The sequence below is a fragment of the Proteus sp. PR00224 genome, from assembly GCF_016238105.1.
In the GTDB taxonomy this organism is placed as follows: Bacteria; Pseudomonadota; Gammaproteobacteria; order Enterobacterales; family Enterobacteriaceae; genus Proteus.
In genome coordinates, this window is record NZ_JAEHQU010000005.1 from 172,025 (window position 1) to 198,448 (window position 26,424).

The window sequence follows — 26,424 nt, forward strand, 5'->3', positions numbered from 1 at the left end:
TTAGTTGTAATAAACCTGCATAGTTGCAGTCGCCGTAAAGGAGCCAGTTGGTAGCGCGGCGCCACTTTTTTTCACGAGTACAGCATAAAGCTCAGGTCGAGTTTGATAGTTAAACTTAAACGGCTCTGTCATATAAACATTGGTGTCAGCGGTTTTAAATAACACCCCTAAATCTGTCACGCTTGTTTTTAAATAACGCGTATCAAACCCAGCGCCGTCACCGGTAAATTTCAGTGACATACTTGGGTCACCTGTTGTTTTACAATCCAAGGTGTAATCCATTTTTTGTTTATAATTTTCGTTTTCTATTCTTGTGGTCATCACATCATTAAAGTTCACTTCAATAGGTTTACCATCGTTAATCTTGCAAGGGCGTGACTCCACACTCCCACTCACAGTCACTCTTAAAAAGCCAGAAACAGCCCATACAGAAGGAGCGAGAAAACTCATACAAAGAAAAAGTATTACACCTCGGAATATAAGCATAATATTACGCCTTCTTATCTTTGATATTTGCTGAACAAATATCTCCACGACATTGGAATGTTAAGTCAACCAGCCCACCAAAATCATTGAGATATTCAAGGGTAGGTGTCGTACCTAAATCACCCACTTTTGTTCCCAGTGAACGTTGACCAAAAGGTTCAATCATCACCGCTTCAAAGTCTTTTACTTCCGTATTGTTCTTTCTGACTTTGGTAATGGTTAAGTAATAAGGCGACGGATTTTTCACATTGTAATGGTCACTTTGTTTGTCAATCACAATGTCTTTTTCCATTGGATTAGCCTCTAAACGGCTTGGTGCAACAATGCTTTTTGGTCGATAAAACACTTTAATTTTTGTCTGCAATGCAATCTGTAAAACATTAGGAGAATCACTACGAGGTGGAATTTCACGAACATTAAGGTAATAAATACTTTCTCTGTCTGTGGGCAACATATTTGTTGCTGGTAATGCCTGTATTTTAATTTGGCTTTTGCTACCGGCTTCGATACGCTGAACTGGCGGTGTTACCACAAAAGGAGAATTGATTTTTTCATCTTTACTATTCTCAAGCCAAGACTGTGCTAAATAAGGTTTAGATTCATTTTCATTTTCTAAAACCATACTGACTGAGCGCTCACCTTCATTATATAAAACACGAGTTCTATCTAATGCGATAGCGGAATAAGCGGATTGAGAAAAAAGGCAAAGTGTAACGATAGCGCCCAATGTTTTTGTATTGATATATTTCATTTCATTCACCGTTGACTTAAATTTAATTACTTACAAGGAAGCAACAACATGTTGCTTAAATTATTTTCTAGCACTTGAGGTAATTGGAATTGGCAAGTTTCGCCATTCCAAGCAAGATCTAATGTTTCACCTGCTTTTACACCTGATAAATAAACAAAACCATCATCTGAAATAATGCCGACTTCTAATTTATCTTTGTTATAAACACTGGCGCCAAAAGGAGGATGTTTCTTATCAGCCATCGTGATCACCGCTAAGACTTTCTCACCTTCAATCACGTTAAATTTACGGTAACCGATCGCCCCTTCTGTCAAGGTAGCGTATTGGGATGATTGAACAGCATCAGCATTTTCAGGAAGATTATTGATATCAATCGTAATATGGCTACGAGAATAGTTTTGCACACCCATTAAAACTGCTTTACCGTGACGGTTAGTTTCAATTGGTGTTAAACCTGTTTTAATCGGAATATCTTCAACATTATTGGTATCAACCAATATGCGTGAATTTCCCATTGAAGTGACTCGGTGCAATGCTCCCCCTTCTGGGGTTAGCGTTATCCCACCCATTAATTGCATCGATAAAGCGCTTTGATTATTTTGGGTATAAGTTCCACTTGTCGTCAGTTTTGCTAAATTACCGTCGTAATTATAGAAACCTGACAGATTCACTTTATCGCTATCCCACGTACCCGCAGATAAGTTATAGGTACTTCTTTCATTCAGTCGCTCATAATAGTTAACAGAATTACTCGTATTATGGCGATTAAATGATCCCGAATAACTAATATTGGCATCATTACGCTCTAGCGGTACACCTAATGACACATAAACCCCTTCATCATTATTATGGCTAGATTCCACTTTATACGCGGATAAGTTAATGGATAAATTTTTAAAATTAGCCCAATCAAAATAACTAGAAACCGTAAAACTGTAGTTATCAGTTGAAGGTCGATTCCAATAGGTTTGGCGAGAATAGTTTAAATACGTATTGATATTGTAATCAGGGAAAGCTGTACCAAAGATGGCGGTATAAAGCTCTTTACCACTATCAATATGAAGCCCACGATAACGACCATCTAAAAATTGAGTCATACTTAAATAGTCTCGTTGAGAGAAGCGATAACCCGCAAACGTAATCTGGCTATTTATTTGATCAAATTGTTTCGAATAGGTAACGTTATAAGAAGTACCAGATAGTGTCTTATCATCAAAATTACTGCCCATCTCAGCACGCGAAGCCGAAATATTAAAAGAAAGCACCCCAAATGGCGCTAAGTCTTGCCCTAGACCTAAAGCAATATTTTGATATTCAGTTGAGGCTAATAATCCGCCATAAATCGTGGTGTTATTCGCTGCCCCCCATGAAAAGGAGCCTAATGAAAATGCAGGACCTTCAGTGTCATGTTCATTTTTAGTTGGCTTACCCATCACCAGCTTATATAAAAACTGGCCAGGTCTTGTCAGTGTACCTAAACGCGAGGTTTCTACTTTAAATGTTTGAACAGAACCATCTTGTTCTTCAATAGAAACATCTAAGGTACCGCCCCCAAATGTGTTGACATCTTGAATTCGAAACGGCCCTGGACTTACTTCATTTTGATAAACAATACGACCATCTTGACGCACAATAACCGTGGCGTTCGTTCTTGCAACTCCCGCAATTTCAGGTGCATAGCCCTGTAAACGAGGCGGGATCATCGCGTTATCACTTTCTAATGAAGCACCAAGATAACGGAAGCTATCAAAAAGCTCTGATGAGAGATATTGTTCACCTAACGTTAATTTTGCACCTAAAGATCGAATAGCTCGGAAAATATAAAGCTGGTTCCAACGCCATGATTTATCGTTGCTATTTAAATTACCGCCAGAGGCTTGCCAATCTGAACGAAAACGCCAAGCGCCCATATTAATGCCCATTACACCACTAATATTGGTTCCCGTTTCGGTCCTTTTATCGTTGTTTTCATATCGAATAAGGCGATTACTCATATTGTAATCAAGAAAGGATCCCGCAATACCATCATCCCAACGTGATGGCGGATCCCAACTTGGATCTTGATATTCCATAAAGGCTTGAGGAATGCTGATACTTAAAATACCGGTGTAGAGATCACCCACAGCATTCATATTTGGCACGGAGCGGAAATCAAGACACTGGGTATTATTCGTTGTTAACCAAGTGACTTTTTTTTCCCATTCAGATTTTAAACCTAAAATGGGGTAAACCTCTGGGGTGATACAAGGAATAGATAACTCTGCGTTGTAATCTGGGGAAAAAAATAAAATAGGCTCTTCGTTTCTTACTCTTTGTTTATTAACGTCAGTTGCCAGTAAATGAGTGCCTGGTTGAATATAATTTGCGTAAGAGAATTTAGTAAAGTCAGTATTTTCAATACCTTTGTCTGTTAAGAAATCGGTATTAAAATCTACAGCTTCTTCTGCAAAAATAGGCAACGAAAAAGGAACAAAGAATAAAAGCATTACTTTTGTGATCGTATTTATTTTCATGCTTTTCATTTTGCTATGCCATCCTCAGCATTATTAACAGAAGACAATATTGATGAGATGCATGGCGCCTAAGCGCCACACATCTTATAAAAAAAAACAACAATTATTCGTAGATAACTTTGAAATTAGCTACTGTGTCGAAAGAACCCGTTGTTGCTTTCTTATCAACAGCTTCATTACCTTTCACGTAAGCTGAGAACTGCAATGTTGTGAGAGAGCCGTCACCATTATTTAAAGCGTGACCTGCTACTGGGAAACCTTGACCAAAAGTAATTGGATTATTACCACGGTCAGTGATAACGATACCTGCATTTTGTACTTTGCCACCTAAGCCCAGTAATTCGCCAGTATAACCGTCAAAACCACTTACGGTTGCACCAGTGAATGATACTTTTGCAGTTTTGTAAGTTTCAGTTGAGCAGTTTTTCAGAATAATATCGAAGTTTTCGCTATCTGAACGGAATTTATTGCTAGTCAGTTCATGCAATGCGATTTCACCAAACTTAACAGTTTGATCTAAACTTTTATCATCGATTGAACAAGGAACATCATTGATAAAGCCAGTAAAACGCACTTTACCTTCACGGCTTTCCGCTGGATCTGCTGCAAAGCTAGGAGCAGCAACAACTAAAGATAACGCAACACCTAAAGCTAATTTAGTAAATTTCATAAAATTTCCTTTATATACAATAAAGATAGTGATATTTCTTGGCTTCTGACTAAATAAGCGATAAATAATAAATACATCGCCCTTCTACAATTTAAACTTCTTTAAACTTCACAGATCCATATAAAACCAAAATAGGGGATATTCTACGAATGTGTCCTTTATGCATTCATATTCAAATTAATTTACGGAATAAGTTAACCTTATTAACTTTTTAAACGTCATTTTTAAATATTTTAGAAATTAAGTTTCTTAATTAATAAAAACATCTTAATTTGACATATAAATAATTAATAAATTTTAATCAGAAAGTAAGAGTAAGAAATTAAAGAAAAGAAACAATTTAAATAATATTTCTTTACTTGTTTTGCAATGAAATACTCGCAAAAGGCGTAAATTAAGTCAAAAGTCAAAAAATGATATTATTAGTATAATAAGAGGATAGTTATCAAATGAAACAATTCTTTAGATGAGCAATTAAAGTATTTTAAACTAAAATTACATATAGATTAGATATTATTACTTAATAAAAAATAAAGCCGCCATCATTAACACTCATAGCAAGTAAAATGAATATAAAAACCAAACAAATAAAAATAATAAGTTTTTTATAACGAAAAAATATCAAAATATAGAAAATAATATCTTGCTGACACGATAAAGCCAGCATATATACAAAAACACTTAGGATTCATCTCAATTGAGAAATTATATTATATTCTTTAATTTAATTAGAAATAAGATAATCTAATTATGACAACATATTTAAATATCGTTAATTTGTTCTCAACAAGAATTAAAAATAAATTATAAATACAAATTAAATATGATACTCCTTTAAAGAGCATTCTTTTTAATATAGTCAATTATGGAGCAATAACAATAATATCTCGTAACTGTTATATAAAAAATACCATTATTAACGTCAAATAAAGACACCCAATTTTTATATTTAGCTATTAATAAGATTTTAAGAAAAATAAATTTAAAACAGCTCACTATTTTGACACGCAAAAGGTGTAAATATTGAATAAAAAAATAACAGAGTTTTTATCCACAACAAGACCTATTAAAATATAAAAAATGATAAATTCTATCTTTTTACGATTACAGGTAAAATAAAAGGCAAAATAAACTTAATATAAAATATTAAATATAATAACAACAAAAGAAAACTGTGAAAGAGCGCCAGTATGGCGCTTCTTTGTTATTGAATAGTGGGTAAATCAAACTTTTGGTTTATAGCTATCTTTATCGAGATCATGTTTTTTCATTCGTAAATACAGCTTTTTACGTGGAATACCCAAATAATCCGCCACATCACTAACACGTCCCGCAAATAAATATAACGCATCTTCGATTAATCGACGCTCATATTCATCCACAAGATTATCCAAAGGGCCTTCAGGTGGAATAATGGCGCGATGTTGTTCACTATCAACCATTTTCACAATGCCTACCGCATATAATTCAGCAACATTTCGTAACTCACGAATATTACCCGGCCAATCGTAACGCTTTAAAATATCGAGATAATTACGATCAATTTTCGGTACCGCAATACCGAGCCTCTGTGCACTTTGTCGTAAGAAAGCCCTAAATAACGGAATAATGTCTGGGCGTCTGGCACTTAACGGAGGCAGTGAAAAAGTGATTTGTGAAAAATAGTAATAGAATTCAGGGATTAATCGTCCTTCTGTTACCAGTTGCTGTGTATTATTTTCTAAAATCGCAATCGTTCTAAAGTGGCGCTTTCCTTGGCGTTCCATATCTAATAGATAAGAACTTAACCAGCGTTGTGCCTCAGATGATAAATCATATGGAGAACGTAAAATCAGCGTTCCTACTTCATCCGCTTCAATTTGAGCAATAACCTGTTTGATATCTGATAAATTTTGGCAATCGACTGTTTGGATAGCTTTATCACTATGTGGGCTTAATTCATGCAATAGCTGAGCAAGAAGATGACGCCCTGTTCCCATTTCCCCTTCTATCATTAAATCTTTATCAATATCGGCAATTTGTTGTACTTGCTCTCTAATCGCGGTGATTTGCGCACTGTCTCCCACTAATCGCTCTTGTGTGGTACTTATTACCGCATTCCTAAGCGAAAGAATGGATTGACGCTCTTTGTGTGCCTTCGCCACTAACTCTAAGAAAACAGGTGGATTAATCGGTTTTTCAATAAAATCATAAGCGCCTTTTTTTACCGCTTCTACTGCTAACGGTATATCGCCATGTCCTGTGATCATGATAACGGGGATACGAGAGTCAATTTGTTTAATGCGCTCTAATACTTCCATGCCATTCATTGCTGGCATATAGATATCAAGTACAACAGCACCCTGCCATTCTGGTGTTAAAAGGCTTAATGCTTTTTCTGGTGAGTCGGTTACTCTAGCAACCATTCCCGCAAGATTGAGTAAATGGCGATAAGATTCAAGAATATCTTCATCGTCATCAATTAATAAAACGTCGATATCAGGCATGTGTGATTGTGTCATCTGTAAACTCCAAAACAACCATGGCGCCACCATTTAATGTAGAGGCCAAGTAAATTTCATAACCAAACCGTTGCATAATTGAACGGCAAATGGATAACCCTAACCCAAGCCCCACATCTTTTGTTGTTGTAAATGGGGTAAATAGTTTTGGTAAAACATCTGAATTGAATCCTTTTCCACTGTCCGCGATCGCCACTAATTTTCGTTTAGGATCAACAGATAAAAGATCAATTGTGATTTGGCTTTCACCAACACCCGCAATAGCATCCATTGCATTAACAAACAAATTAACCAAGACTTGCTCAATTTGTGTCGGGTCTGCACAAATGGTTAATTCATCAGGAATATTATTCGTAATAATGCACTGCTCTCGTTTAGAACGGGACTCCACCAGCACCATCGCACTATCTACCAGCTCTTTTAATGGCGCTGAAACAAAGCTAATTTCAGACGAAGATTTACGTGAAAAATTACGCAATGCAGTAATTATTCGATTCATTCGTGCGCACAGCTTTTCAATGCGTTCGATAGAATCAGGTAATTGATCGTATTTTTCCATCTGCATAGTCAGTTTTGCACTGTATAGATAGGTGTTGATTGCAGAGAGTGGCTGATTAAGCTCATGTGCAAGGCTTGTCATCGCCTGCCCTACAACTGCCATTTTAGCTGCTTGTACTAACTCTTCTTGTGTCTGAATTAAATGTTTCTGTGCCTGTTCACGGCGCAATATCTCTTCATTTAATTGCTGGTTTTTATCCTGCAAATCTTGTGTTTTTAATGCCACCAGCCGTTGAAGCTCTAATCTGCTTAGCTCTTGGCGCGTAATATCCGTGATCGTCACAATATATTTGTGTTCATCTTTATGAGGATATTCTCGAATATTAAATTGTAAGAAATGAGGCTCACCTTCTTTTACCATCCTGATAGTACATTCACTCTGCCCTAATAAGTAAAGCTGACCACTTGAACTAAATTGCGCTTTAAGCATGGTGCTCGCCTCACCACTAAACAGTAACCAAAGTGGCTTATTATTTTGTTCTTTTCCTGTACCTAATAGTGTTGCTGCACTTGGGTTTACCGTTTCTATTCTGCCATCGTGGTGACAGGTAATTAAACTTGCATCGGTATTATTAATAAGATTTAACGCATTGCTGGTTTCAACTTCTTTCATTTGACGCCAAAATCGACGAAGCCGGCGACTTAACAGGCCAATTTCATCTTGTCCTTCAATCAGTACAGGCTCGGTTAAATGACCTTTGGCTACATGCGCTAAGTCATCACTTAGTTTATTCAATCTTGCGATAAGTCTTCTATCAATCAAGATTTTCATCACAATAATACTCAGCAATAGTGATGCAATAATGATGACTACAATAACGATTTTCCCTGTTGCCATTAGTTTGCGGGTATTATCATTAAGCTTATTTAGCGCTTCACTTGTAGCAAAAACATTACCTCTGACGGCATTATCAAATTGTGATAATTTTTCATTTAATTCAGGAGTTAATGCTTTGAGCTTTTTCTCGTTTTCCACATCATCAATCAGTGTTTGATAGATATCACCGTCATAACGGGTGATCGCAATAATCTCTTGTAATACCTGACGATGGGCAATAGTCGATGGATAGCTTTTTAGTTTCTGATTTAAGGCAATAATTTCATCAATTTTGACGCTGATATAGTGGAAAGCGACATCAATATCACGGCTATAACGTTGATGTGCAATTTCTTCAACCAAGCTGATTAATTCATTTTCTGTCGTAAACAACTCTTGTAATAAGGTTGATTCCAATAGGAGTTGTAGGCTGTTTTCCTGTACATTTTTTTCATTGATCATTTGGCTGACATGCCACTCAATTTCATTAAGGAGTGGTTTAATGTCTTCACCAACGGCGTCATGCATCCACGCCAATTGCCCTAATAATTGTGCAAGGCGGTTTTCTAATTCACGTCGTTTATCCAATAATACATCTTGTTGATTAATAAGCTCCGATAACTCATCAACAAGTTGAGTATAAAAATCACGCTGTGGCTTTTGCTCAATAGGAAACTCACGCAAATTATCTAATAACTGATGAATTTCCTGCTGTTGTTGCTCTGAAATCGATTTTCGTTGAGTCTGTTCTCGCTCTTTTAATAGCATCTGTAAATTGGTGCTATAACGCTCCATGGTATAGCTGGTGGTTAACATCGGTAGAGACTCTCCCACTGACGCATTAATTTGTGTCGCCAGTTTTCCCCACATAAAAAAGATAACCACACCAATCAATAAGGTGAGTAAAGAACTAAAGATAAACGCCATATACAGGCGTCTACCTAGTTTGCCAAATTGTTTAGGCACTAATAATTTCATCCGTAATACCTTTCATAAAAACAGCGCTTCCTGCTGTATATTTGAACCACAAGGCGGTTAGGGTGATTTTGTCTCTTTCAATAAAACCAGTGCTTGTTCAAGCCTTTCAGCTTCTAATGTGCGCCATTGATACAGCACAGCTAATGCTTGATCAGAGTATTCTCGCTGATCGGCTTCTTTCATAAATAACGCTTGTAATGTCGGTGAATTAGCCTCTTTTTCGCTAATAAGCACTGAACTTGCTATTTTTCGCGCTTTACTGATCGCAGAAATACGTTCTGGCGTTTTATTTTCCTGTCTTTCTGCTTCGTGGATATCATTCCAAACTTGGCGCATTAAAGGAAAATTATGGGTGATCATTTGATCAAATAACGCATTAACGACTTCACTACGGCGATACGCCTCATTGCTGTTTAAAATAAATTCCGTGTTATTAGCAAGTTCATCGTTATTACGTAAAATCTCTTTGCTTAATGGGATCTTTGCCATATCACTTTTATAGATGATCTCTTGTCCTTCATCCGATAAAAGAAAGGCAATAAATTTAGCTGCGGTGTCTCTTTTACTGCTTTCGGCAACAATAGCAACATAAGCCGGTAAAATAATCGACTTATCAAAATAGCTAAATTCGACAAAATCAAAGCGTTTCTGATGATTAAAAGCGTAGTTATCGATAATTGGGCCTGCACCTACAATGCCTCTGGCGATAGCATCACTGACACGGGAACTACGTGCCGAAATCGAGGAAAGATTACCACTGGTTTCGAGTAAGATCTGCCATCCACGCTCCCAGCCGTACTCTTGTAGCACATTTTCCACCATTAATTGCATCGTGCCAGAGTTCGCTGGAGTGGTCATGGTTAAGTGCCCTTGGTAAATAGGATCACTTAAATCAACCCAACTTTTAGGTGCAGGAATACCGAGTTTTTGTAAGTATTGCGTATTACTCATAATCCCAATACCGGAATAACCAACCGTGGTTATCTTATCGTTTAAGATATCACTATGGCGCGTTAACCATTTTGGCGTTTCGTAATTTACGGGTAATCGAGCTAGTAGCCCTTCTCTATCTAGATGATGGAAAAAATTAGCCGATGACGACATCACAATATCAACTGGCTGTGTGGGATATTGTTTCATCATCCGTGTTGCAATCGCGACGCGACGATAAACCACTTGCACCTTAGTATCTGGATAACGAGCGCTAAAAGCCTCTGTAAGTGGTCGCATTGGTGTATCTGAAAGTGTCGTCAGTATAACAAGTGGCTGCTCATCACTACGCACCGGTGTGATAAACAGCCAACTAAACAGTAAACAGACGAGGCTCAGTGTTATTTTTATTCTCATGGACATACCCCTGGTTTTGTTTTGAATAAACATAAAAATGTGTCGAACTTCAAACTTCTGATATTTAGCAATATTTATTATTTTGGGCTAATGAGTCCTTAATGACTCATTTCTAACAATGATACGACGATATCTTCACTCATTTTTAAACCAACGCCTAATAGCGATGTTACAAATTTGACTCACCGATTCAGCAGAATGTGTCATCGATGACTCAAATTCCCTCTTTTGCACCAAGATGACCTAAATGAATAGCATCAGCTCTGAAAACCAAAATCAGCTTCAGACATGAATAATATTCGGAGTCATCTCTATGCTAAGTTTCTTTAAAACCAGAAAGGATCTGCCGCTAATAGAAGCGTCAAGTGAAAAGATCCGCGCAATATATAAAAAGCACCAATGGCAGGTCTTCTTTGGTCTTGTTCTTGGTTATGCCATGTTCTATGTGGTTCGTATGGCACTCGGTGTGGTGAAAAAACCTATGCTGGATGCAGGTATCGTAACCACCGCTGAACTCGGTTTAATGGGTTCTGCGTTCTTCTTTACCTACGCTTTTGGTAAGTTCTCTAACGGCTTCTTGTCAGATTATGCCAATATTGGACGCTTTATGTCCATCTCGTTGATTGCCTCATCCTTTGTTTGTATCTTCATGGGAATGTCAACGGCGAGCCTATTCTTTATCCTATTATGGGGTATTAACGGCTGGTTCCAATCTGTCGGTTCGGCACCTTCTTGTGTCTCTATCTTCCAATGGTTCTCGCCAAAACAGCGCGGTACAGTTTATTCCATCTGGGGTGGCTCGCGTAATATCGGTGAAGCAATTACGTGGATCTTAACGGCAACCATAGTGAGCTTCTTCGGCTGGCGTGCAGGTTTTATCGGTGCAGGTATCGCAGGTATTGCTGCGGGCATCATCTTGCTGATGATTTTGAAAGATCGTCCTCGTACTTATGGCTTACCTGATCCAGCAACCGCATATGGCGAAGAGTCAGAAGCCGTTAAATCAAGCGATCCTAAAGAAACACGTCGCGCTCAGTTATTCGTATTAAAACAACCAACAGTGTGGATCATCGCAGCAGCATGTGCGGCTATGTATATCTCTCGTTATGCAATCAGTTCATGGGCCGTTCTTTACCTACAAGGTTCAAAAGGCTACTCACTGATTGATGCGGGTTTCGCCATGTCTACTTACCCAATCGCGGGTTTCTTCGGCGCAATCTTAGCGGGTATGGCTTCAGACAAACTGTTTAACGCTAACCGTCATATTCCAACTCTAATTTATGGTATCGCCAACATCGCTGGTTTTGCACTGATGTTCTGGGGTCCACAAAGCCGTGTTATGGATGCTGTTGCATTAAGTATGGTTGGTTTTGCAATGGGTGGTCTGGTTGTGTTCTTAGCAGGTTTAACCGCTTGTGACCTGATGCCGAAAAACGCAGTAGGTGCAGTAAAAGGCTTTATCGGACTGTTCGCTTACATTGCAGCATCGGCTCAAGAACTGATTTCAGCATCACTGATTAAAGTCACACAAGTTGGCGATATCACTCACTACGACTTCACCACAGTACAGTATTTCTGGATTGGTTCTGCCATCGTTTCCATGATTTTAGCGACGCTAGTCTGGAATGCGAAAAAAGTTACCATGGATTAATGAATTAATTAAGTTGTCATCAAGGGATACCTTTGGGTATCCCTCTTTAAAAAGAGAATGTCATTATGCGTAAGACAAAAATTGTTGCGACTCTTGGCCCAGCTAGCTGTTCAGAACAGATGATTGAAAAGCTGATTATGGCGGGTGCTAACGTATTTCGTTTAAACTTTTCACACGGCACTCGCGAACAGCATCAGGCCACAGCCGCAACTATCCGTCAGGTCGCAGAAAAACATCGTGTATTTATCGGGATCTTAGCTGACCTGCAAGGCCCGAAAATTCGTATCGCTAACTTTAAAAATGATTCAGTTCAATTAAAACAAGGCGATAGCTTTATTCTAAATGCAGATTTAGACAGCACATTAGGCGACGAACAACAAGTTGGTTTGGACTACCCACAACTTGTTCAAGAAGTCACACCAGGGAATATTCTGTTACTTGATGATGGCAATATTCAATTACAAGTCAGCGCCGTCAATAATAATAAAATAGAGACTGTCGTTACTGTTGGAGGCAAATTATCTAACCGTAAAGGCATTAACTTACTTGGTGGTGGTTTATCTGCTCCTGCATTAACAGACAAAGATAAACAAGACATACACACAGCAGCGGCTATTCAAGCAGACTACATCGCCGTTTCATTCCCACGTAATGGTGCTGATATTGAATATGCACGAGGCTTAGTGATTGCAGCAGGGAGTCACGCCAAAATCGTTGCTAAAGTTGAACGAGCAGAAGTGGTTTCTTGTGAAGAAAACATGGATGACATCATTAAAGCATCTGATGTCATTATGGTGGCACGCGGTGATTTAGCAGTAGAAATTGGTGATGCCAGCTTACCAGGCGCACAAAAGCAACTCATTGCACGTTGTCGCGCATTAGGTTGCCCTGTTATTACCGCAACTCAAATGATGGAATCGATGATTGAAAGCCCAATGCCAACGCGTGCTGAAGTGATGGATATCGCTAATGCCGTAGGTGATGGAACGGATGCTGTGATGCTTTCAGCAGAAACGGCAGCAGGGAAATACCCTGTAGAAGCCGTTAGTGCAATGGCGCGAGTCGCTGAGGGAGCTGAGCGTTCTTTTGCAGCAAACACAGAAAACCCATGGCAATCACCGTCTTACTATTCACAAACAGGTCGTTGGATTGCATTAGCCGCGGCAACCACAGCATTCCATGACGACAAGCATTTAAGTGTTGCCGCATTAACAGAAAATGGCAAATCAGTGACCTTATTGTCACGCTTTATGCCGAACAACAACGTATATGCATTAACAGATAATCCCGCACTTGCAGGTCAATTAACTGTATTACGTGGTGTAACACCTGTGGCTTATCAACGTCAAAATAACAATGACTGCGATGAAAGCATCATGCAAAAACTGCAAACAGAGGGATTATTAACAGACATGAATTCACTCTTGATCACCCGTTTATCAACTTTTGAGAAAACCGGTGAAAGCGATTGTTGTCATCTTGTTCCTGTAAAACAAGTTGAAGCAGCGACGGCTTGAGTGTCTTCCATCAAGGGGCTTATGAGAGAGGCAACCTGAAGTAAATAACAAGAAAAAGAGCACACCAAAATCATTTTAGCCACAAGGAGTGTGGCTATTTTTCTTTCTACTTATCGCAAGGATAAGCATCTTGTAATGCAAGAATATAAACCAATTCTATGGGTGCATTTTTTTGTTTCTGCTTAACAATGGGATTTTTATCTAAATAAGCATCAATATGCTTAACCATAAAATCTCCATTTTGTTCTATTTTAGGCGGTGGACAATAAAGAGGACGAAAATCATCGTTATTTTGATTCTCAATTTTCACAGCAACAGCATAAAAATTCAATCCATTCGCAATACCGTTTAAATAAGCTTGTGTCACGGACTCTAATTGTTTATTAGCAGGATTATCTTGAGTAAGTAATTGTTTAACTTGAAGATAAGCACTCAGCGTTATCGCTTGTGAATACACTGGGAATAACAATAACATCCCTATCACCCCCTTTAATAACATTCCTTTTTTCATTCTAATGTTCTCTTTATTTCAATAGATATGGATTTAATTCTAGCCGTTTTATTGCGTTAAGAATATGTGCAGTGAATATATACACTGAAGATTTTTTAGAGGATCACATTGTGCAAATCAAACTCATCAAATTGTGATCATAAACTCATTTAGGATGGTTTCTAAACTAATTAGTTGCTTTATACTTTACAAAGTAAATAAAACGGTGCATAACTGTCAAACACAGACGATTTTATATAAAAAAAACATCTTTTAGTTTTGTTTCTAAACAAATGGAGTAGTAACGTGACACCGAACGTACCCAATACATTACGGCAAATGAATGCCTCGCTTGTATTAAATGTCATTCGTCATCAAGGTCCTTTGTCACGGGCTCAGATAGCCAAAATTAGCGGAATTACAAAAGCGACGGTGTCTGAAATTATTAACGATCTCCTTGAAGAAAAAATCGTTTATGAAAGCGGAGTCAGTTCGCCAGCCGGACAAGGCAGAAAAGGTATTTTAGTTAACTTCGATCCTCAACACAGTTTAGGTGTCAGCATTGACTTAGGTGGAACCAAGATAGCTTATGCGGTTTTTAACTTAGATGCCGAATTGTTGTATGAATATCAAGAACCTACCTTTGATACTGACGACCGTGATGACTTTATTACGCAATTTGCACAAAGTATTGAAAATGTGATCGAAAAAAGCGGCGTAGACCGTCAAAAGATCAATGTTATCGGTGTCGCCACACCAGGGATCATCGATATCAAAAATGGTGTTGTGCTAGAAGGCTCCCCTAACTTACCTCAATGGGATAACTTACCTTTAGCACAACAGCTTACAGAAAAACTCAATGTACCCGTTGTACTCGAAAATGATATTCGTGCAGCACTTGTGGGTGAAATGTGGAAAGGCCGCTGCCGTCATACACACAGTTGTGCACTGATTGGTATTGGCACAGGATTAGGCTCCGCCTTGCTGATGGATGGAAAAGTTATCCGCGGCGCAAACAATGCGGCTGGTGAAATCGGCTATATGATGTTTGCTCGTGATCATCTTTTTCGTAATTGGCGCAATAAAGGGTGCTTTGAGAGTTTCTGCTCCGGCTCAGGTTTAAGTGAGCGAATGGCGAGCTTGCGAGGGGAAAATCTTAGTGCGATTGAGATTATTCAAGCCTCACAACAAGGTGATCCGCTTGCTCAATCCTTAGTTGAGGAAATGGCAGATTATCTTGCTATCGGCATTATGAATTTAGTCGCCATTGCAAATCTGGAAAAAGTGGTATTAACAGGCGGGATCACCCGTTCTGCTGACACCTTTTTACCGCGTGTTCAGGCAAATCTAGATAGACATTTATTTGCTAACACCAAAGTGAATATCGAGCTTTCTGAATTATGGGAAAAAGGCCCGCTTTATGGCATTGCTATTCTCGCCTTAGCTACGGTTTATCCATCAATTCAATTTATGCCCGAGATCCAATTGAGATAACCCTAATAAAAAAGTCTTTAAACGAGATGGGAGCGACTCATGGCAGGAATACATCTTCACCCACATGATATTTTAGACGAAGGCATGCCCGCTATTCTTCAACGCCTTGACGGTATGAAGCATGTTGAGCATTTATTTGTCGAAATTAATACGATTTTTGAACGTAACCCTTACCCTGTTGGCGATCTGCCTCATAACCCTATTCATAATGTGGTTATGGGAACAGGTACATTACACATCAATACTCATACCGATTTTCCTCGTCTAAGCCAACGTGTTGATCCCACAATTTTATCGGGTGCAGATCCGCTAATGACGATAAAAAAAGCCACTGATGGTGGAAAATATAAAGTCATTCCATGGGCTAATATTCTTAATGGCGACTTCATCGGGGATGTAGAACATAATCAAGTAGTGGACTTTAAAGGCCGTCCACAAGCGCATTGGCTCTGCCCTAACGCTCCCGATGTTGCACAACTTTGGCAAAAGACATTCACAGCATTAAAACAAAACTACGGTTATGACACCTTTTTAATTGATCGAATTCGATTCCCTGATTGGGCAGGCAAAGAAGTGAATCCAGCAGGGCTATTTACCTGTTTTTGCCCTCACTGTGAAAAGAAAATGGTGCAACAAGGTTTACCCGTTAATAAAATCAAACATCGCCTTGCTGCTTTAGCTGATTCATTAAAACAAGGGGATTTCGAAACGCCTGTTACCGCATTAAAAGAAGAACCTCTGTTAAAAGCATGGCAACTATTTCGCCAACAAAGTGTGACTCAATTGGTTGAAAGATTACTGTCTGATGCAAAACAAACAGCAGGTGGAATTACGTTATGGCTCGATTTGTGGCCACCCGCTTACAGTTGGATCTTAGGTCAGAACTATCATGAATTAACGCGTTATTCTTCAACACTCAAACATTTCCCTTATCATAAATTAGGGGGTGGTGCAGATGTTCAAGGGTTAATTAATCATTTTACTCATGACAGTGAAAGCCAAGAGCGTGCATTTACTGCGTTTAAACGTTTATTTGAACTACCTTATGATATTTCATATGAAACCTTTAAACAGCAAGGCTTCCCTATTCACTTTGTTGCAGAACAAAATAATAAAGTTCGCCAGCTTTCACAGCCAAATACCTTTATTTATAGCGGTATTCAAATGTGGAATTTACCAGCCTCTCAATTAATTGAAGCGGTTATTGCTGCAGAAGAAAGTGCATGTGATTCTCTGCTTTATTATTGCTACGGATGGGCGACGCAAGAATTATTTGATGCGATTGGTGAACACAATACACCTAATAATAACTCTTATAACAACAACACAGTTAAAAAATAATACACCGTGGAAAATCAGGATCAAATTATGGCTAAACAACAAAAATGGAAAGTTTTTTTCCTTCTGTTTGTCACGATGTTTTTACTCGGTGGCATTCAAAATACAAAAGGGCTTATTCTCGAACAGGTTCAACATGATATTTCATTAAATATGAGCCAAGTAGGCTCATTAATTACCTTTTTCCAAATCGGCTTTTTAGTCGCCAGTTTATTAACGGGCTATTTTACCGATAAGAAAGGGTTAAAAGTCATGATGTTTATTGGCTCATTAATGATGGCTGTCGGTTTAACAGGAACCAGCCTTGCTTTCAATGTGATGCTATTTTTTGGCTTTTATCTGGTGATTGGTTTAGGGATTGGCTCGATGCTTGTCTCTATCGTGACGGTTATTCCGACTTTCTATAAAGAGAAAGCAGGGATGATGTTTAACGTCTCTAACGCCATGTTTGGTGTAGGGATGATTGTCACCCCACTTATTTTACAATATCTCTTCTCACACTCTATTTCATGGCGTACCTTTTATGTGGGTGTTGCTGTTATTGTTGCTGTGATTATTTTAGTATTAAGCACCTTAAAAATAGAAAGTAGCGCACAAGTCGATATGAAATTCAGTGACTTTTTAGAGTTACTGACACAAAAGTCACTGTTACTGGTTATTTTATTTATCACTTTATATGTTGCCGCCGAAGCCGCGTTCTTAAACTTCTTCCCTATTTTCTATACCTCTATGGATATTGGGAATATGAGCAATGCGCAAAAAGCAGAAACAGCGGCTTATGTTATTTCTAGTTTTGCTTTCTTATTTACCATCGGTCGCTTTATTGGTGGCTTTATTAACCTTGCATTAGGTGATCGCAAAACGCTTATTCTGTTCTCACTGTTCTCTCTGATAGCCATTATTGTCAGCCGTATTTTTGTGCAAGATGTTGTTTATCTATTTATGGTGTTTGGTTTTGCATTATCTGTTCTATTTCCAACAGCCGCAGCGGTTGCTACAAAATTAACCAGCAAAAGTGGCTCGGTGATGGGACTTATTTATGTTGCTTCAGGATTGGGCGGAGCCTTAGCTGGTTCATTAATAGGTCAGGTTTCAGAAAGCTATAATGTTTCTGTTGGCTTTAACCTAATTATCGTATTCGTCGCCCTCTTCTTTATTATTTCTCTGTTTATTAGAGAACAAAAACAATAACAACGACGTATTATGCCTCTAAAATTTACCCCTCTGCATGAGGGGTTTTTTATTTCTCTTGCAATATCCTAAGACGCATTTCCCCTTTCTCTCTGTTGATTTTTTCACCAAAGCCCCAATAATAATGTTTATATTCACTGTTAAAGTAGGAGAATATGATGGCAAGTGGATGGGCTAATGATAGTGCTGTTCAAGAGCAAATCGATGCCACCATTGATGATGCAATTGCAAGAGCTCGCAATCAAATGACACACGGCGAAAGCGCTGCGTTTTGTGATGAGTGCGGTGAGCCAATCTCTGTGGCTCGGCAAAAAGCCGTTCCTGGCGTACGTTATTGTTTAAATTGCCAAGAGGTAATTGATAAAAAGAATAATGCCTTTAGTGGATATAATCGCCGTGGTAGTAAAGATAGCCAACTCAGATAATCTGCAACTATTATCATATAAAACAAAAACTGTACCTTAATATGAGTTTCCTCTACTAAAGTACAGTTTGTTTTATTTAATCAGACAAGGATTTAATTAGATTTTTGCAGCCTTTTTCCAGCTCATATTTTGACTCATTTCAGTTAAAATCTTCATGAAATTATCAATATGTGCGCGTTCAGTATTTGGGTTCATAAATACCGCTTTTTCACCTGGAAGATAAATATAACGGTTATTTTTTGCATATTTAGAACAAGCAATAGAATCAACCCAGTTAGTAAATAAGCCTTCTCTACCGCGCTGTAAGAAAAGTTTTCTATGCCACTGAGTATTGTGAACCATAAAATCATACGCTTCTTTGTCTGTAGCGCACGTTAACTCTAGATCAAAAGCAACATTAGGATCTTTCACTAAGTTTGGATCATACAATTTAAAGCCAACACTTGGCCCTTGGTTTTGTGGCACGATCACTTTTGCATTGCCCATCTCTAATAACTGATGGCGCATATAGTTCGCGTTTTGCAAACAGTGGGCAATAATAGTTTGGTAACCTTCAATGCCCATATAGTGCATCGCAGAATAAGCACCAAAAATACCCACACCACTACGTGTACATTCAATAGTTGATTGTAAGTGGGTTTGACCTTCTAATTCGTGCTCAAAATAGGTGAAGTTTTCAGGATCGTTTTCCAGTGCAACGAAGTCATTACCATTTTTCACTAGTACTAAGCTTGAGGTGTAAGGTACATATCCCCATTTGTGGAAGTCGATAGTGATAGAGTCGGCATATTTCAGATGTTTGAATTTCTCAACGTTCTGGCGTAAGCCTTCTAAAGTGACATCATTAATTGCTAGAGGGTTACCGCTAAAGTCATATTCTAAGAAGAAAATAATCGGCCAACCAACGGCAGCATCAACGTGGACATGTGGCTTAACAGGGATCTCAAATTCTTCACATAAGCGGTCACGTAATTCACAAACACCTTTCACATCATCGACACCAAAGGTATCTGTTGTGCCTGTGGTTAACATGATAGTTGGCACTTTACACTTAACAGTAAAGCAGGCTCTTAATTCACGCTCTAAGTGTTCTAAATTAATAGTATTATCTTCAGATACTTTAATGCGGATCGTTTTGTTATCGACATCAACACCTAATAGTGCAAGGTTGGTCATGTTTGAATAGTGACCACCTTGAGAGTTAATAATGCGATAGTCTTGATCTGCTGCCATACCTAAATGTTTAGAATTTGGCATAGATTTACGTAAGCCAAAAAGATAACCATATAAGTTACACATGGTGCCACCTTGAGTGAATACACCAGAGGCAACTTCAGGATCGTATCCCACTAATTTTGCGACTTTTTTGATCGTCACTTTTTCTAACGCATCAGCAACACCTGAATATTCGCAATACACCATATTAGGATTGCCCATTAATCCTAAGATTGATCCATAAACACCTGGATCACTTGGCATCGCAATAACGTTTTCAACAGCGAGTGGGTTTTCCCAGTTTTTACACAGTGTCGAAACTAACATCAGTAATTCATTAGGATCGTTTTCTGGGTAATTAATGTTTTGTTGGATTTGTGTATCTGCCATTAAACGTTCAAGTAATTGTGGCCCATTAGAATAACGCTGTAATTGGTCATTATCATTAGTCGTTGTTTTTCTAAACTGTGTAATCGATTGGATGGTTTTATCCTGAAATATCGGCCAATACTTCGGATCTCGGCTGAAAAAGTGAGCAATAACGTCGTGGTATTTCTTCTCAAATTCCGCATTTAGAATGTTAGCAGAAGATAGACCTAATAAATCTTGATTTTTCACTATATTCTCCAAATAGAAACCGACAAAATTTTAAATTGATTGCATAGCAATACTATACATTTTCTAATTAAATTAGTTAGTGCTTCATGCGATCGCATAGGTTCTGCTGGCAACCACATAAAACAAAATATTTTATTTAATATCAATACAATAGAAATTTTCGGAAAGTTAAATTTACAGATGTGATTATTTCATTTATATGCTTATGTGACTGACATCACAATGAAAATAAAGATAAAAACAAAAATAATCACCTGCAATACTATTAACTATTTGAAATATAATCAAAATATAACAATAGAATGCTAACCAACTGATATTACTGAACTCTTAATTTAATTAATTGAATTAATCTGTTATTTCTACAATTGGCACAGTGAAAATTACATTTAATTTAATTAAAAAGAACAAAATCAAAAGAAATCACTATGATATTTTTCATAATTAGCAAATTAATTCTAATTTTAACTATTATTAGGTATAAAATATTGGATAAGGCTGGTTTGGCAGATAACATTCAATGAAAAAATAAACAAAGAAATTATCACAGTTGATTATTCTGGAAATAAAACAAATATTGGTTAAAATGAAAATTAGTAACTTGGCTAAATAATCAGAATATTTACTCTACATATTTTGTTTTCTTTGCCGATACTTAAAGTAATAGAGTAGGTAATTAACGGAGAACACAATATGAAAGCACATATGGCTGTTGTTGCTGTATTCGTATTATTATCCGCAAGTGTCCATGCTGAAGAATTTACCTGCCAACTTGAAAATGGTAAGTATGTCAGTGTATCCGCTGAACAGGGAAAACCCCCTGTGTATCGTTATGGCACACTTGCTAAAACAGAGATAACACTACCAGTACCTCAACAACCCAATAATAATGTCTTTTACGGGCATCAGATGTTTGTTGCAGGGGCATCGACTTATGTTCGATTTAAGAATGGGAACTACAGCTACGTTGTTTACGACGGTGAAGGTAGAGGATGGCAATTTAATGGTGTTATTGTTTATAAAGACAATAATATTATCAGTAAAAAAGAGTGCAAAGGGCCATTAACACCAAGTCTGGATAATTTAAAAAATTACTCAATTAAAATGGATCCTTATTTAGAAACCTATATTTATGCGCCTTAATTTGCCATATTATTGATTAGACATAAAAAAACCCAATTCAAAGAATTGGGTTTTTACTATTATTAAGCAACGAGATGTATTGATTAGTCTTCTAATAACAGAACAGATTCTAATGCAATTTCAATCATTTCGTTAAAAGTCGTTTGACGCTCTTCTGCTGTAGTTTGTGTCCCTTTTTTGATGTGATCAGAGACAGTACAGATAGTTAGTGCTCTTGCACCATATTCAGCGGCAACACCATAGATACCAGCAGCTTCCATTTCAACACCAAGGATGCCGTATTTTTCCATAACATCAAACATTTCTGGATCTGGAGAGTAGAACAGATCAGCAGAGAAGATATTACCAACACGAACTTTAATATCTTTTGCTTTAGCTGCAGATACTGCATTTTGAACTAATTCAAAATCTGCAATAGCGGCAAAGTCTTGGTCTTTGAAACGTAGACGGTTAACTTTAGAGTCTGTACATGCACCCATACCGATAACAACGTCACGTAGTTCAACGTCTGGTAATACCGCACCACATGAGCCCACACGGATGATCACTTTTACGCCGAAATCAGTAATTAATTCTTTTGCGTAAATTGAGCAAGAAGGAATACCCATACCGTGACCCATAACAGAAATCTTACGGCCTTTATACGTACCTGTAAAACCTAACATACCACGAACGTTATTTACTTGACGGACATCTTGTAAAAAAGTTTCAGCGATGTATTTAGCACGAAGCGGGTCGCCCGGCATTAAAACGACATCAGCAAAATCGCCCATTTCTGCGTTAATATGAGGGGTAGCCATAACTCTTCCTTTTAATTGATCTTTTTACTATTTAAATATTATTCGGTAGGTATATTGCTATACCTACCGAAATAAAATTAGAACATCGCTTTACCGTAATCGACTGGTGATAAACCGAAGTATTTCACAACAGTTTGACCGATATCCGCGAAGGTTTCACGATGACCTAATGAACCTGGTTTAACTTTAGGACCATAAACCAGAACAGGAATGTGCTCACGAGTATGATCAGAACCTGGCCAAGTTGGGTCGCAACCGTGGTCTGCGGTTAAAATAAGAATGTCATCTTCTTTTACCAGTTCCATCAGTTCTGGTAAGCGACGATCGAATAACTCAAGTGCTTCACCATAACCTACAGCATCACGACGGTGACCGTAAGAGGAGTCAAAATCAACAAAGTTGGTAAAGACGATAGTGTTATCACCCGCAAGTTTCATTTCTTCAAGTGTCGCATCAAACAGAGCATCAATACCCGTTGCTTTCACTTTCTTAGTGATACCTACGTTTGCGTAGATGTCAGCAATTTTACCGATAGAAACAACGTGGCCTTGTTTTTCATCAACCAGTTTTTTCAACATAGTTGGTGCTGGTGGCTCAACCGCTAAATCATGACGGTTACCTGTACGAGCGAAGTTACCTGGTTTGTCACCGATAAATGGACGCGCAATAACACGACCAATATTGTAATCGCCTTTGTTTAGTTCATCACGAGCAATTTCACACAGCTCATATAATTCATCTAAACCGTAAGTTTCTTCATGACATGCAATTTGGAATACAGAGTCAGCAGAGGTATAGAAAATCGGCTTACCAGTTTTCATATGCTCTTCACCCAGTTCATCCAGAATCACTGTACCAGATGCGTGGCAGTTACCTAAGTATCCAGGTAATTTGGCACGTTTAACGATGTTTTCTAACAGCTCTTGTGGGAATGAATTTTTCAGTTCTTTGAAGTATCCCCAATCAAATAGAACAGGAACACCTGCGATTTCCCAGTGGCCTGACGGAGTATCTTTACCAGAAGAGATTTCACTCGCGTAGCCATAAGCACCGATAATATCTGCGTTTTTGTCTAAACCGATAGGGAATTTACCTGTTGATTCTTCCGCAGCTTTACCTAAACCTAAACGGCAAAGATTAGGTAAATGAAGAGGACCTTTACGGCCGTCTCTATCTGCTTTACCGTCAGCAAACGCTTGTGCGATATGCCCTAAAGTGTCTGAACCTTGGTCACCGAATTTCTCCGCATCACCGGCAGCACCGATACCGAAGGAATCTAATACCATGATATGTACACGTTTCATAATTCTCTCTCCTGTGTCATTCTCCGTAGGCTACGGATATGTCACTTATAAATCGTAATTGAGTTCTTATTCGCTGATTTGGCGGTACACCATTGGTGAAGCTTCGCGTTTGCTGTCACCAATTACCATCGCTTTACGGACTTCAGCCGCAGCTTCTTGCCATGACTTTTCACTGTTAGCATGGATCATTGCTAAAGGTGTATCTGTATTGATCTCAGCACCAAGTGCTGCGATGTCGCTTAAGCCAACACTGTAATCAATAGCATCAGTCGCTTTACGGCGACCGCCACCTAATGTCACAACAGACATACCTAATGCACGTGTATCCATTTCTGTGATGAATCCTGTTTTCTCAGCGAATACAGGTTTACTTAATACCGCAGTTGGCAGGTATTTATTGTAGTTTTCAACAAAATCAGTTGGGCCTTTCTGTGCTGTAACCATACGACCAAAGACTTCTGCTGCTTTACCGTTATCCAACACATCTTGCAGTTTTTGGCGAGCTTGTTGACGATCATCCGCTAAACGACCTGATACTAACATTTCAACACACAGCGCCATAGTGACTTCAAATAGACGTGGATTACGATATTCGCCTGTTAAGAATTGAACCGCTTCACGAACTTCAACCGCATTACCTGCGCTAGAAGCTAATACTTCGTTCATATCAGTTAACAGTGCAGTGGTTTGACAGCCAGCGCCATTTGCTACTTGGACAATTGACTCAGCCAGCTCTTCCGATTTTTGATAAGTCGGCATAAAAGCACCCGAGCCAACTTTAACGTCCATCACTAATGCATCTAAGCCTTCAGCTAATTTTTTACCTAAAATAGATGCAGTGATAAGCGGGATTGAATCAACTGTAGCAGTAATATCACGGGTAGCATAAAAGCGTTTGTCAGCAGGTGCTAATGAATTAGTTTGTCCAATGATGGCAACGCCGACATTGCGAATAATGTCGCGGAATTTCTCATCATCAGGGAAAATATCAAAGCCCGGTATTGCTTCAAGCTTATCTAATGTTCCGCCTGTGTGACCTAATCCACGACCAGAAATCATAGGAACATAACCACCACAAGCAGCAACCATTGGCCCTAACATCAGTGAAGTAACATCACCCACACCACCGGTTGAATGTTTATCAACAATTGGGCCATTTAAGTTTAAGCTTTTCCAGTTCAGTACTGAACCGGAATCACGCATAGCTAATGTCAAAGCAACACGCTCTGGCATTGTCATGTCGTGGAAATAAATAGTCATTGCTAAGGCAGCAATTTGACCTTCAGAAACAGTATTATCTCTGACGCCATTAATGAAAAAACGAATTTCTTCCTCAGTTAAAGGATGACCATCACGCTTTTTACGAATAATCTCTTGGGCAAGAAACACTGCAACCTCCTGGTTTTATAGCATTGGTAACGCCCACAATAACGAAAAGTGGGCGTATTTCACGAATGGATTAGTAACCACTAGACGATTTTTGTTCGCCATGACCTAAAGTGGCTAATAAATTACCTAACAGGCTTGACGCACCAAAGCGGAAGTGACGGGCATCAACCCAGTTGTCACCCATAATGCGGTTAGCTAATGCAAGGTATTGAGCAGCTTCTTCAGCGGTACGTACACCACCCGCTGGTTTGAAACCAACTTCTTTGCCAACACCCATATCGTGGATCACTTGGATCATTAACTCAGCGCTTTCCAGTGTTGCATTTACAGGTACTTTACCTGTGGAAGTTTTAATAAAGTCAGCACCTGCTTTGATTGAAATTTCAGATGCTTTACGGATAAGCGCTGGATCTTTCAGCTCACCCGTTTCAATAATTACTTTCAGTAAAGCACCCGCGTCTGCGCAAGCTTCTTTACATGCTTTAACGATATCAAAACCGATTTGCTCGTTACCTGCCATAAATGCACGGTAAGGGAAAACTACGTCAACCTCATCTGCGCCATAAGCTAATGCCGCGTTGGTTTCTGCTAATGCGATATCTAAATCATCATTACCATGAGGGAAGTTAGTTACGGTTGCGATACGGACTTCTGGAGTACCCTGTTCGCGTAACACTTTACGTGCTAACGGAATAAAACGTGGATAGATACAAATAGCGGCTGTATTCCCTTCAGGGCTTTTAGCCTGATGACACAATGCAGTCACTTTTGCATCAGTGTCGTCATCATTTAATGTAGTTAAATCCATCAAAGACAGCGCAAGGCGCGCTGCAGCGGTTAAATCTGTCATAAAACTCTCCAACGATGTTTCTCAAGCCCTTTTGGGCGTACGCTTAAGGTTAGCGATTAAATTTGTTGGCGAGCGGACTTGGTTCCTTGAAGATGTTGTTGTAACTTGCGCTACAACGACAGCTGAGCTCCCTCTCACCGCGCTATGCTCACTTCGGCGACCCGTCATTGAGCCTTCGCCATTCCATGAAGTTTCAGCACATCTTATTTGAACACGCTAAGGAACAATTAGATGTGCTTTACGTCACACTAATCAAATGCAACTTGCAAACAATGACATATAAGTGTGACCAACATCACAATTAGGTCATTTTCTGGTTTAATGTTACTCGAATAACGCCTCTAAGTCGTCTTTATAACGCAAAAAAAGCGAGATCAA

The 26,424-nt window shown here is 38.6% G+C and carries 20 protein-coding genes; 7 read left to right on the forward strand and 13 right to left on the reverse strand.

All coding sequences use genetic code 11. The annotated features are described in order from the left end of the window. The 7 genes from JEP71_RS10910 to JEP71_RS10940 all read right to left on the reverse strand — a co-directional run bounded on the left by JEP71_RS10910 (window position 1) and on the right by JEP71_RS10940 (window position 10,621). Window positions 1–486, reverse strand: a complete 486-nt coding sequence (locus JEP71_RS10910; RefSeq protein ID WP_109372983.1) for a fimbrial protein — start codon at window positions 484–486, stop codon at window positions 1–3. A 4-nt stretch (window positions 487–490) separates the two neighbouring features. Beyond that, entirely contained in the window at window positions 491–1,237 is a 747-nt protein-coding gene (locus tag JEP71_RS10915) for a fimbrial biogenesis chaperone (RefSeq protein WP_198626225.1), read from the reverse strand. Window positions 1,238–1,263: 26 nt separating this feature from the next. Beyond that, the gene (locus JEP71_RS10920; RefSeq protein WP_198626226.1) at window positions 1,264–3,759 is read right to left on the reverse strand and encodes a fimbria/pilus outer membrane usher protein; all 2,496 of its coding nucleotides are present in this window, start codon (window positions 3,757–3,759) and stop codon (window positions 1,264–1,266) included. Window positions 3,760–3,853: 94 nt separating this feature from the next. Then, the gene (locus tag JEP71_RS10925) at window positions 3,854–4,420 is read right to left on the reverse strand and encodes a fimbrial protein (protein ID WP_109372980.1); all 567 of its coding nucleotides are present in this window, start codon (window positions 4,418–4,420) and stop codon (window positions 3,854–3,856) included. Window positions 4,421–5,643: 1,223 nt separating this feature from the next. Further along, window positions 5,644–6,921: a sigma-54-dependent transcriptional regulator gene (locus JEP71_RS10930; RefSeq protein ID WP_196532842.1), complete on the reverse strand. Its 1,278-nt coding sequence runs from the start codon at window positions 6,919–6,921 to the stop codon at window positions 5,644–5,646. Then, window positions 6,899–9,274 carry an ATP-binding protein gene (locus JEP71_RS10935; protein ID WP_198620716.1) on the reverse strand — a complete coding sequence of 792 codons (2,376 nt, stop codon included), beginning with the start codon at window positions 9,272–9,274 and terminating at the stop codon, window positions 6,899–6,901. Before JEP71_RS10935 ends, JEP71_RS10930 begins: the two co-directional genes overlap by 23 nt. Window positions 9,275–9,331: 57 nt before the next feature. Further along, on the reverse strand, window positions 9,332–10,621 hold the full coding sequence (locus JEP71_RS10940) for an ABC transporter substrate-binding protein (RefSeq protein WP_109372977.1): 1,290 nt from the start codon (window positions 10,619–10,621) through the stop codon (window positions 9,332–9,334). Window positions 10,622–10,934: 313 nt separating this feature from the next. Between JEP71_RS10940 and JEP71_RS10945 the strand changes: the two genes are divergently transcribed. Beyond that, window positions 10,935–12,272, forward strand: a complete 1,338-nt coding sequence (locus tag JEP71_RS10945) for an MFS transporter (protein ID WP_109372976.1) — start codon at window positions 10,935–10,937, stop codon at window positions 12,270–12,272. Between the two features lie 65 nt (window positions 12,273–12,337). Next, window positions 12,338–13,789: a pyruvate kinase gene (gene pyk, locus JEP71_RS10950; RefSeq protein WP_198626227.1), complete on the forward strand. Its 1,452-nt coding sequence runs from the start codon at window positions 12,338–12,340 to the stop codon at window positions 13,787–13,789. 106 nt (window positions 13,790–13,895) lie between these two features. Here the strand turns inward: pyk and JEP71_RS10955 are convergent, their stop codons facing one another. Then, window positions 13,896–14,300, reverse strand: coding sequence for a Rap1a/Tai family immunity protein (locus tag JEP71_RS10955; protein ID WP_109372974.1), 405 nt, complete (start codon window positions 14,298–14,300; stop codon window positions 13,896–13,898). Window positions 14,301–14,585: 285 nt separating this feature from the next. Here JEP71_RS10955 and JEP71_RS10960 point away from each other — a divergent pair, with 285 nt between their 5' ends. The 4 genes from JEP71_RS10960 to JEP71_RS10975 all read left to right on the forward strand — a co-directional run bounded on the left by JEP71_RS10960 (window position 14,586) and on the right by JEP71_RS10975 (window position 18,727). Next, entirely contained in the window at window positions 14,586–15,773 is a 1,188-nt protein-coding gene (locus JEP71_RS10960; protein WP_285714945.1) for an ROK family transcriptional regulator, read from the forward strand. 39 nt (window positions 15,774–15,812) lie between these two features. Next, entirely contained in the window at window positions 15,813–17,114 is a 1,302-nt protein-coding gene (locus JEP71_RS10965) for a hypothetical protein (protein ID WP_198626228.1), read from the forward strand. A gap of 27 nt (window positions 17,115–17,141) precedes the next feature. After that, on the forward strand, window positions 17,142–18,302 hold the full coding sequence (locus JEP71_RS10970) for an MFS transporter (protein ID WP_099660231.1): 1,161 nt from the start codon (window positions 17,142–17,144) through the stop codon (window positions 18,300–18,302). 158 nt (window positions 18,303–18,460) lie between these two features. After that, a complete protein-coding gene (locus JEP71_RS10975; protein ID WP_198620711.1) occupies window positions 18,461–18,727 on the forward strand; it encodes a DksA/TraR family C4-type zinc finger protein in 267 nt (88 codons plus the stop codon). A 96-nt stretch (window positions 18,728–18,823) separates the two neighbouring features. Here JEP71_RS10975 and JEP71_RS10980 read toward each other — a convergent pair whose 3' ends face one another. Beyond that, complete coding sequence (locus tag JEP71_RS10980) at window positions 18,824–20,560, reverse strand: pyridoxal phosphate-dependent decarboxylase family protein (RefSeq protein ID WP_198620710.1); 1,737 nt, start codon at window positions 20,558–20,560, stop codon at window positions 18,824–18,826. Between the two features lie 693 nt (window positions 20,561–21,253). On the opposite strand from JEP71_RS10980, the gene JEP71_RS10985 reads away from it, so the two are divergent. Further along, window positions 21,254–21,703, forward strand: coding sequence for a hypothetical protein (locus tag JEP71_RS10985; RefSeq protein ID WP_196532848.1), 450 nt, complete (start codon window positions 21,254–21,256; stop codon window positions 21,701–21,703). A gap of 83 nt (window positions 21,704–21,786) precedes the next feature. Here the strand turns inward: JEP71_RS10985 and deoD are convergent, their stop codons facing one another. The 4 genes from deoD to deoC all read right to left on the reverse strand — a co-directional run bounded on the left by deoD (window position 21,787) and on the right by deoC (window position 26,046). Further along, window positions 21,787–22,503, reverse strand: coding sequence for a purine-nucleoside phosphorylase (gene deoD, locus JEP71_RS10990; protein ID WP_100158856.1), 717 nt, complete (start codon window positions 22,501–22,503; stop codon window positions 21,787–21,789). Between the two features lie 77 nt (window positions 22,504–22,580). Further along, window positions 22,581–23,807 (reverse strand): phosphopentomutase, encoded by a 1,227-nt coding sequence (deoB, locus tag JEP71_RS10995; protein WP_099074519.1) that lies wholly within the window; start codon window positions 23,805–23,807, stop codon window positions 22,581–22,583. Between the two features lie 66 nt (window positions 23,808–23,873). Then, window positions 23,874–25,196 carry a thymidine phosphorylase gene (gene deoA, locus JEP71_RS11000; protein ID WP_198626229.1) on the reverse strand — a complete coding sequence of 441 codons (1,323 nt, stop codon included), beginning with the start codon at window positions 25,194–25,196 and terminating at the stop codon, window positions 23,874–23,876. A 70-nt stretch (window positions 25,197–25,266) separates the two neighbouring features. Further along, window positions 25,267–26,046, reverse strand: coding sequence for a deoxyribose-phosphate aldolase (gene deoC, locus JEP71_RS11005; protein WP_109372968.1), 780 nt, complete (start codon window positions 26,044–26,046; stop codon window positions 25,267–25,269). Window positions 26,047–26,424: the final 378 nt, after the last annotated feature.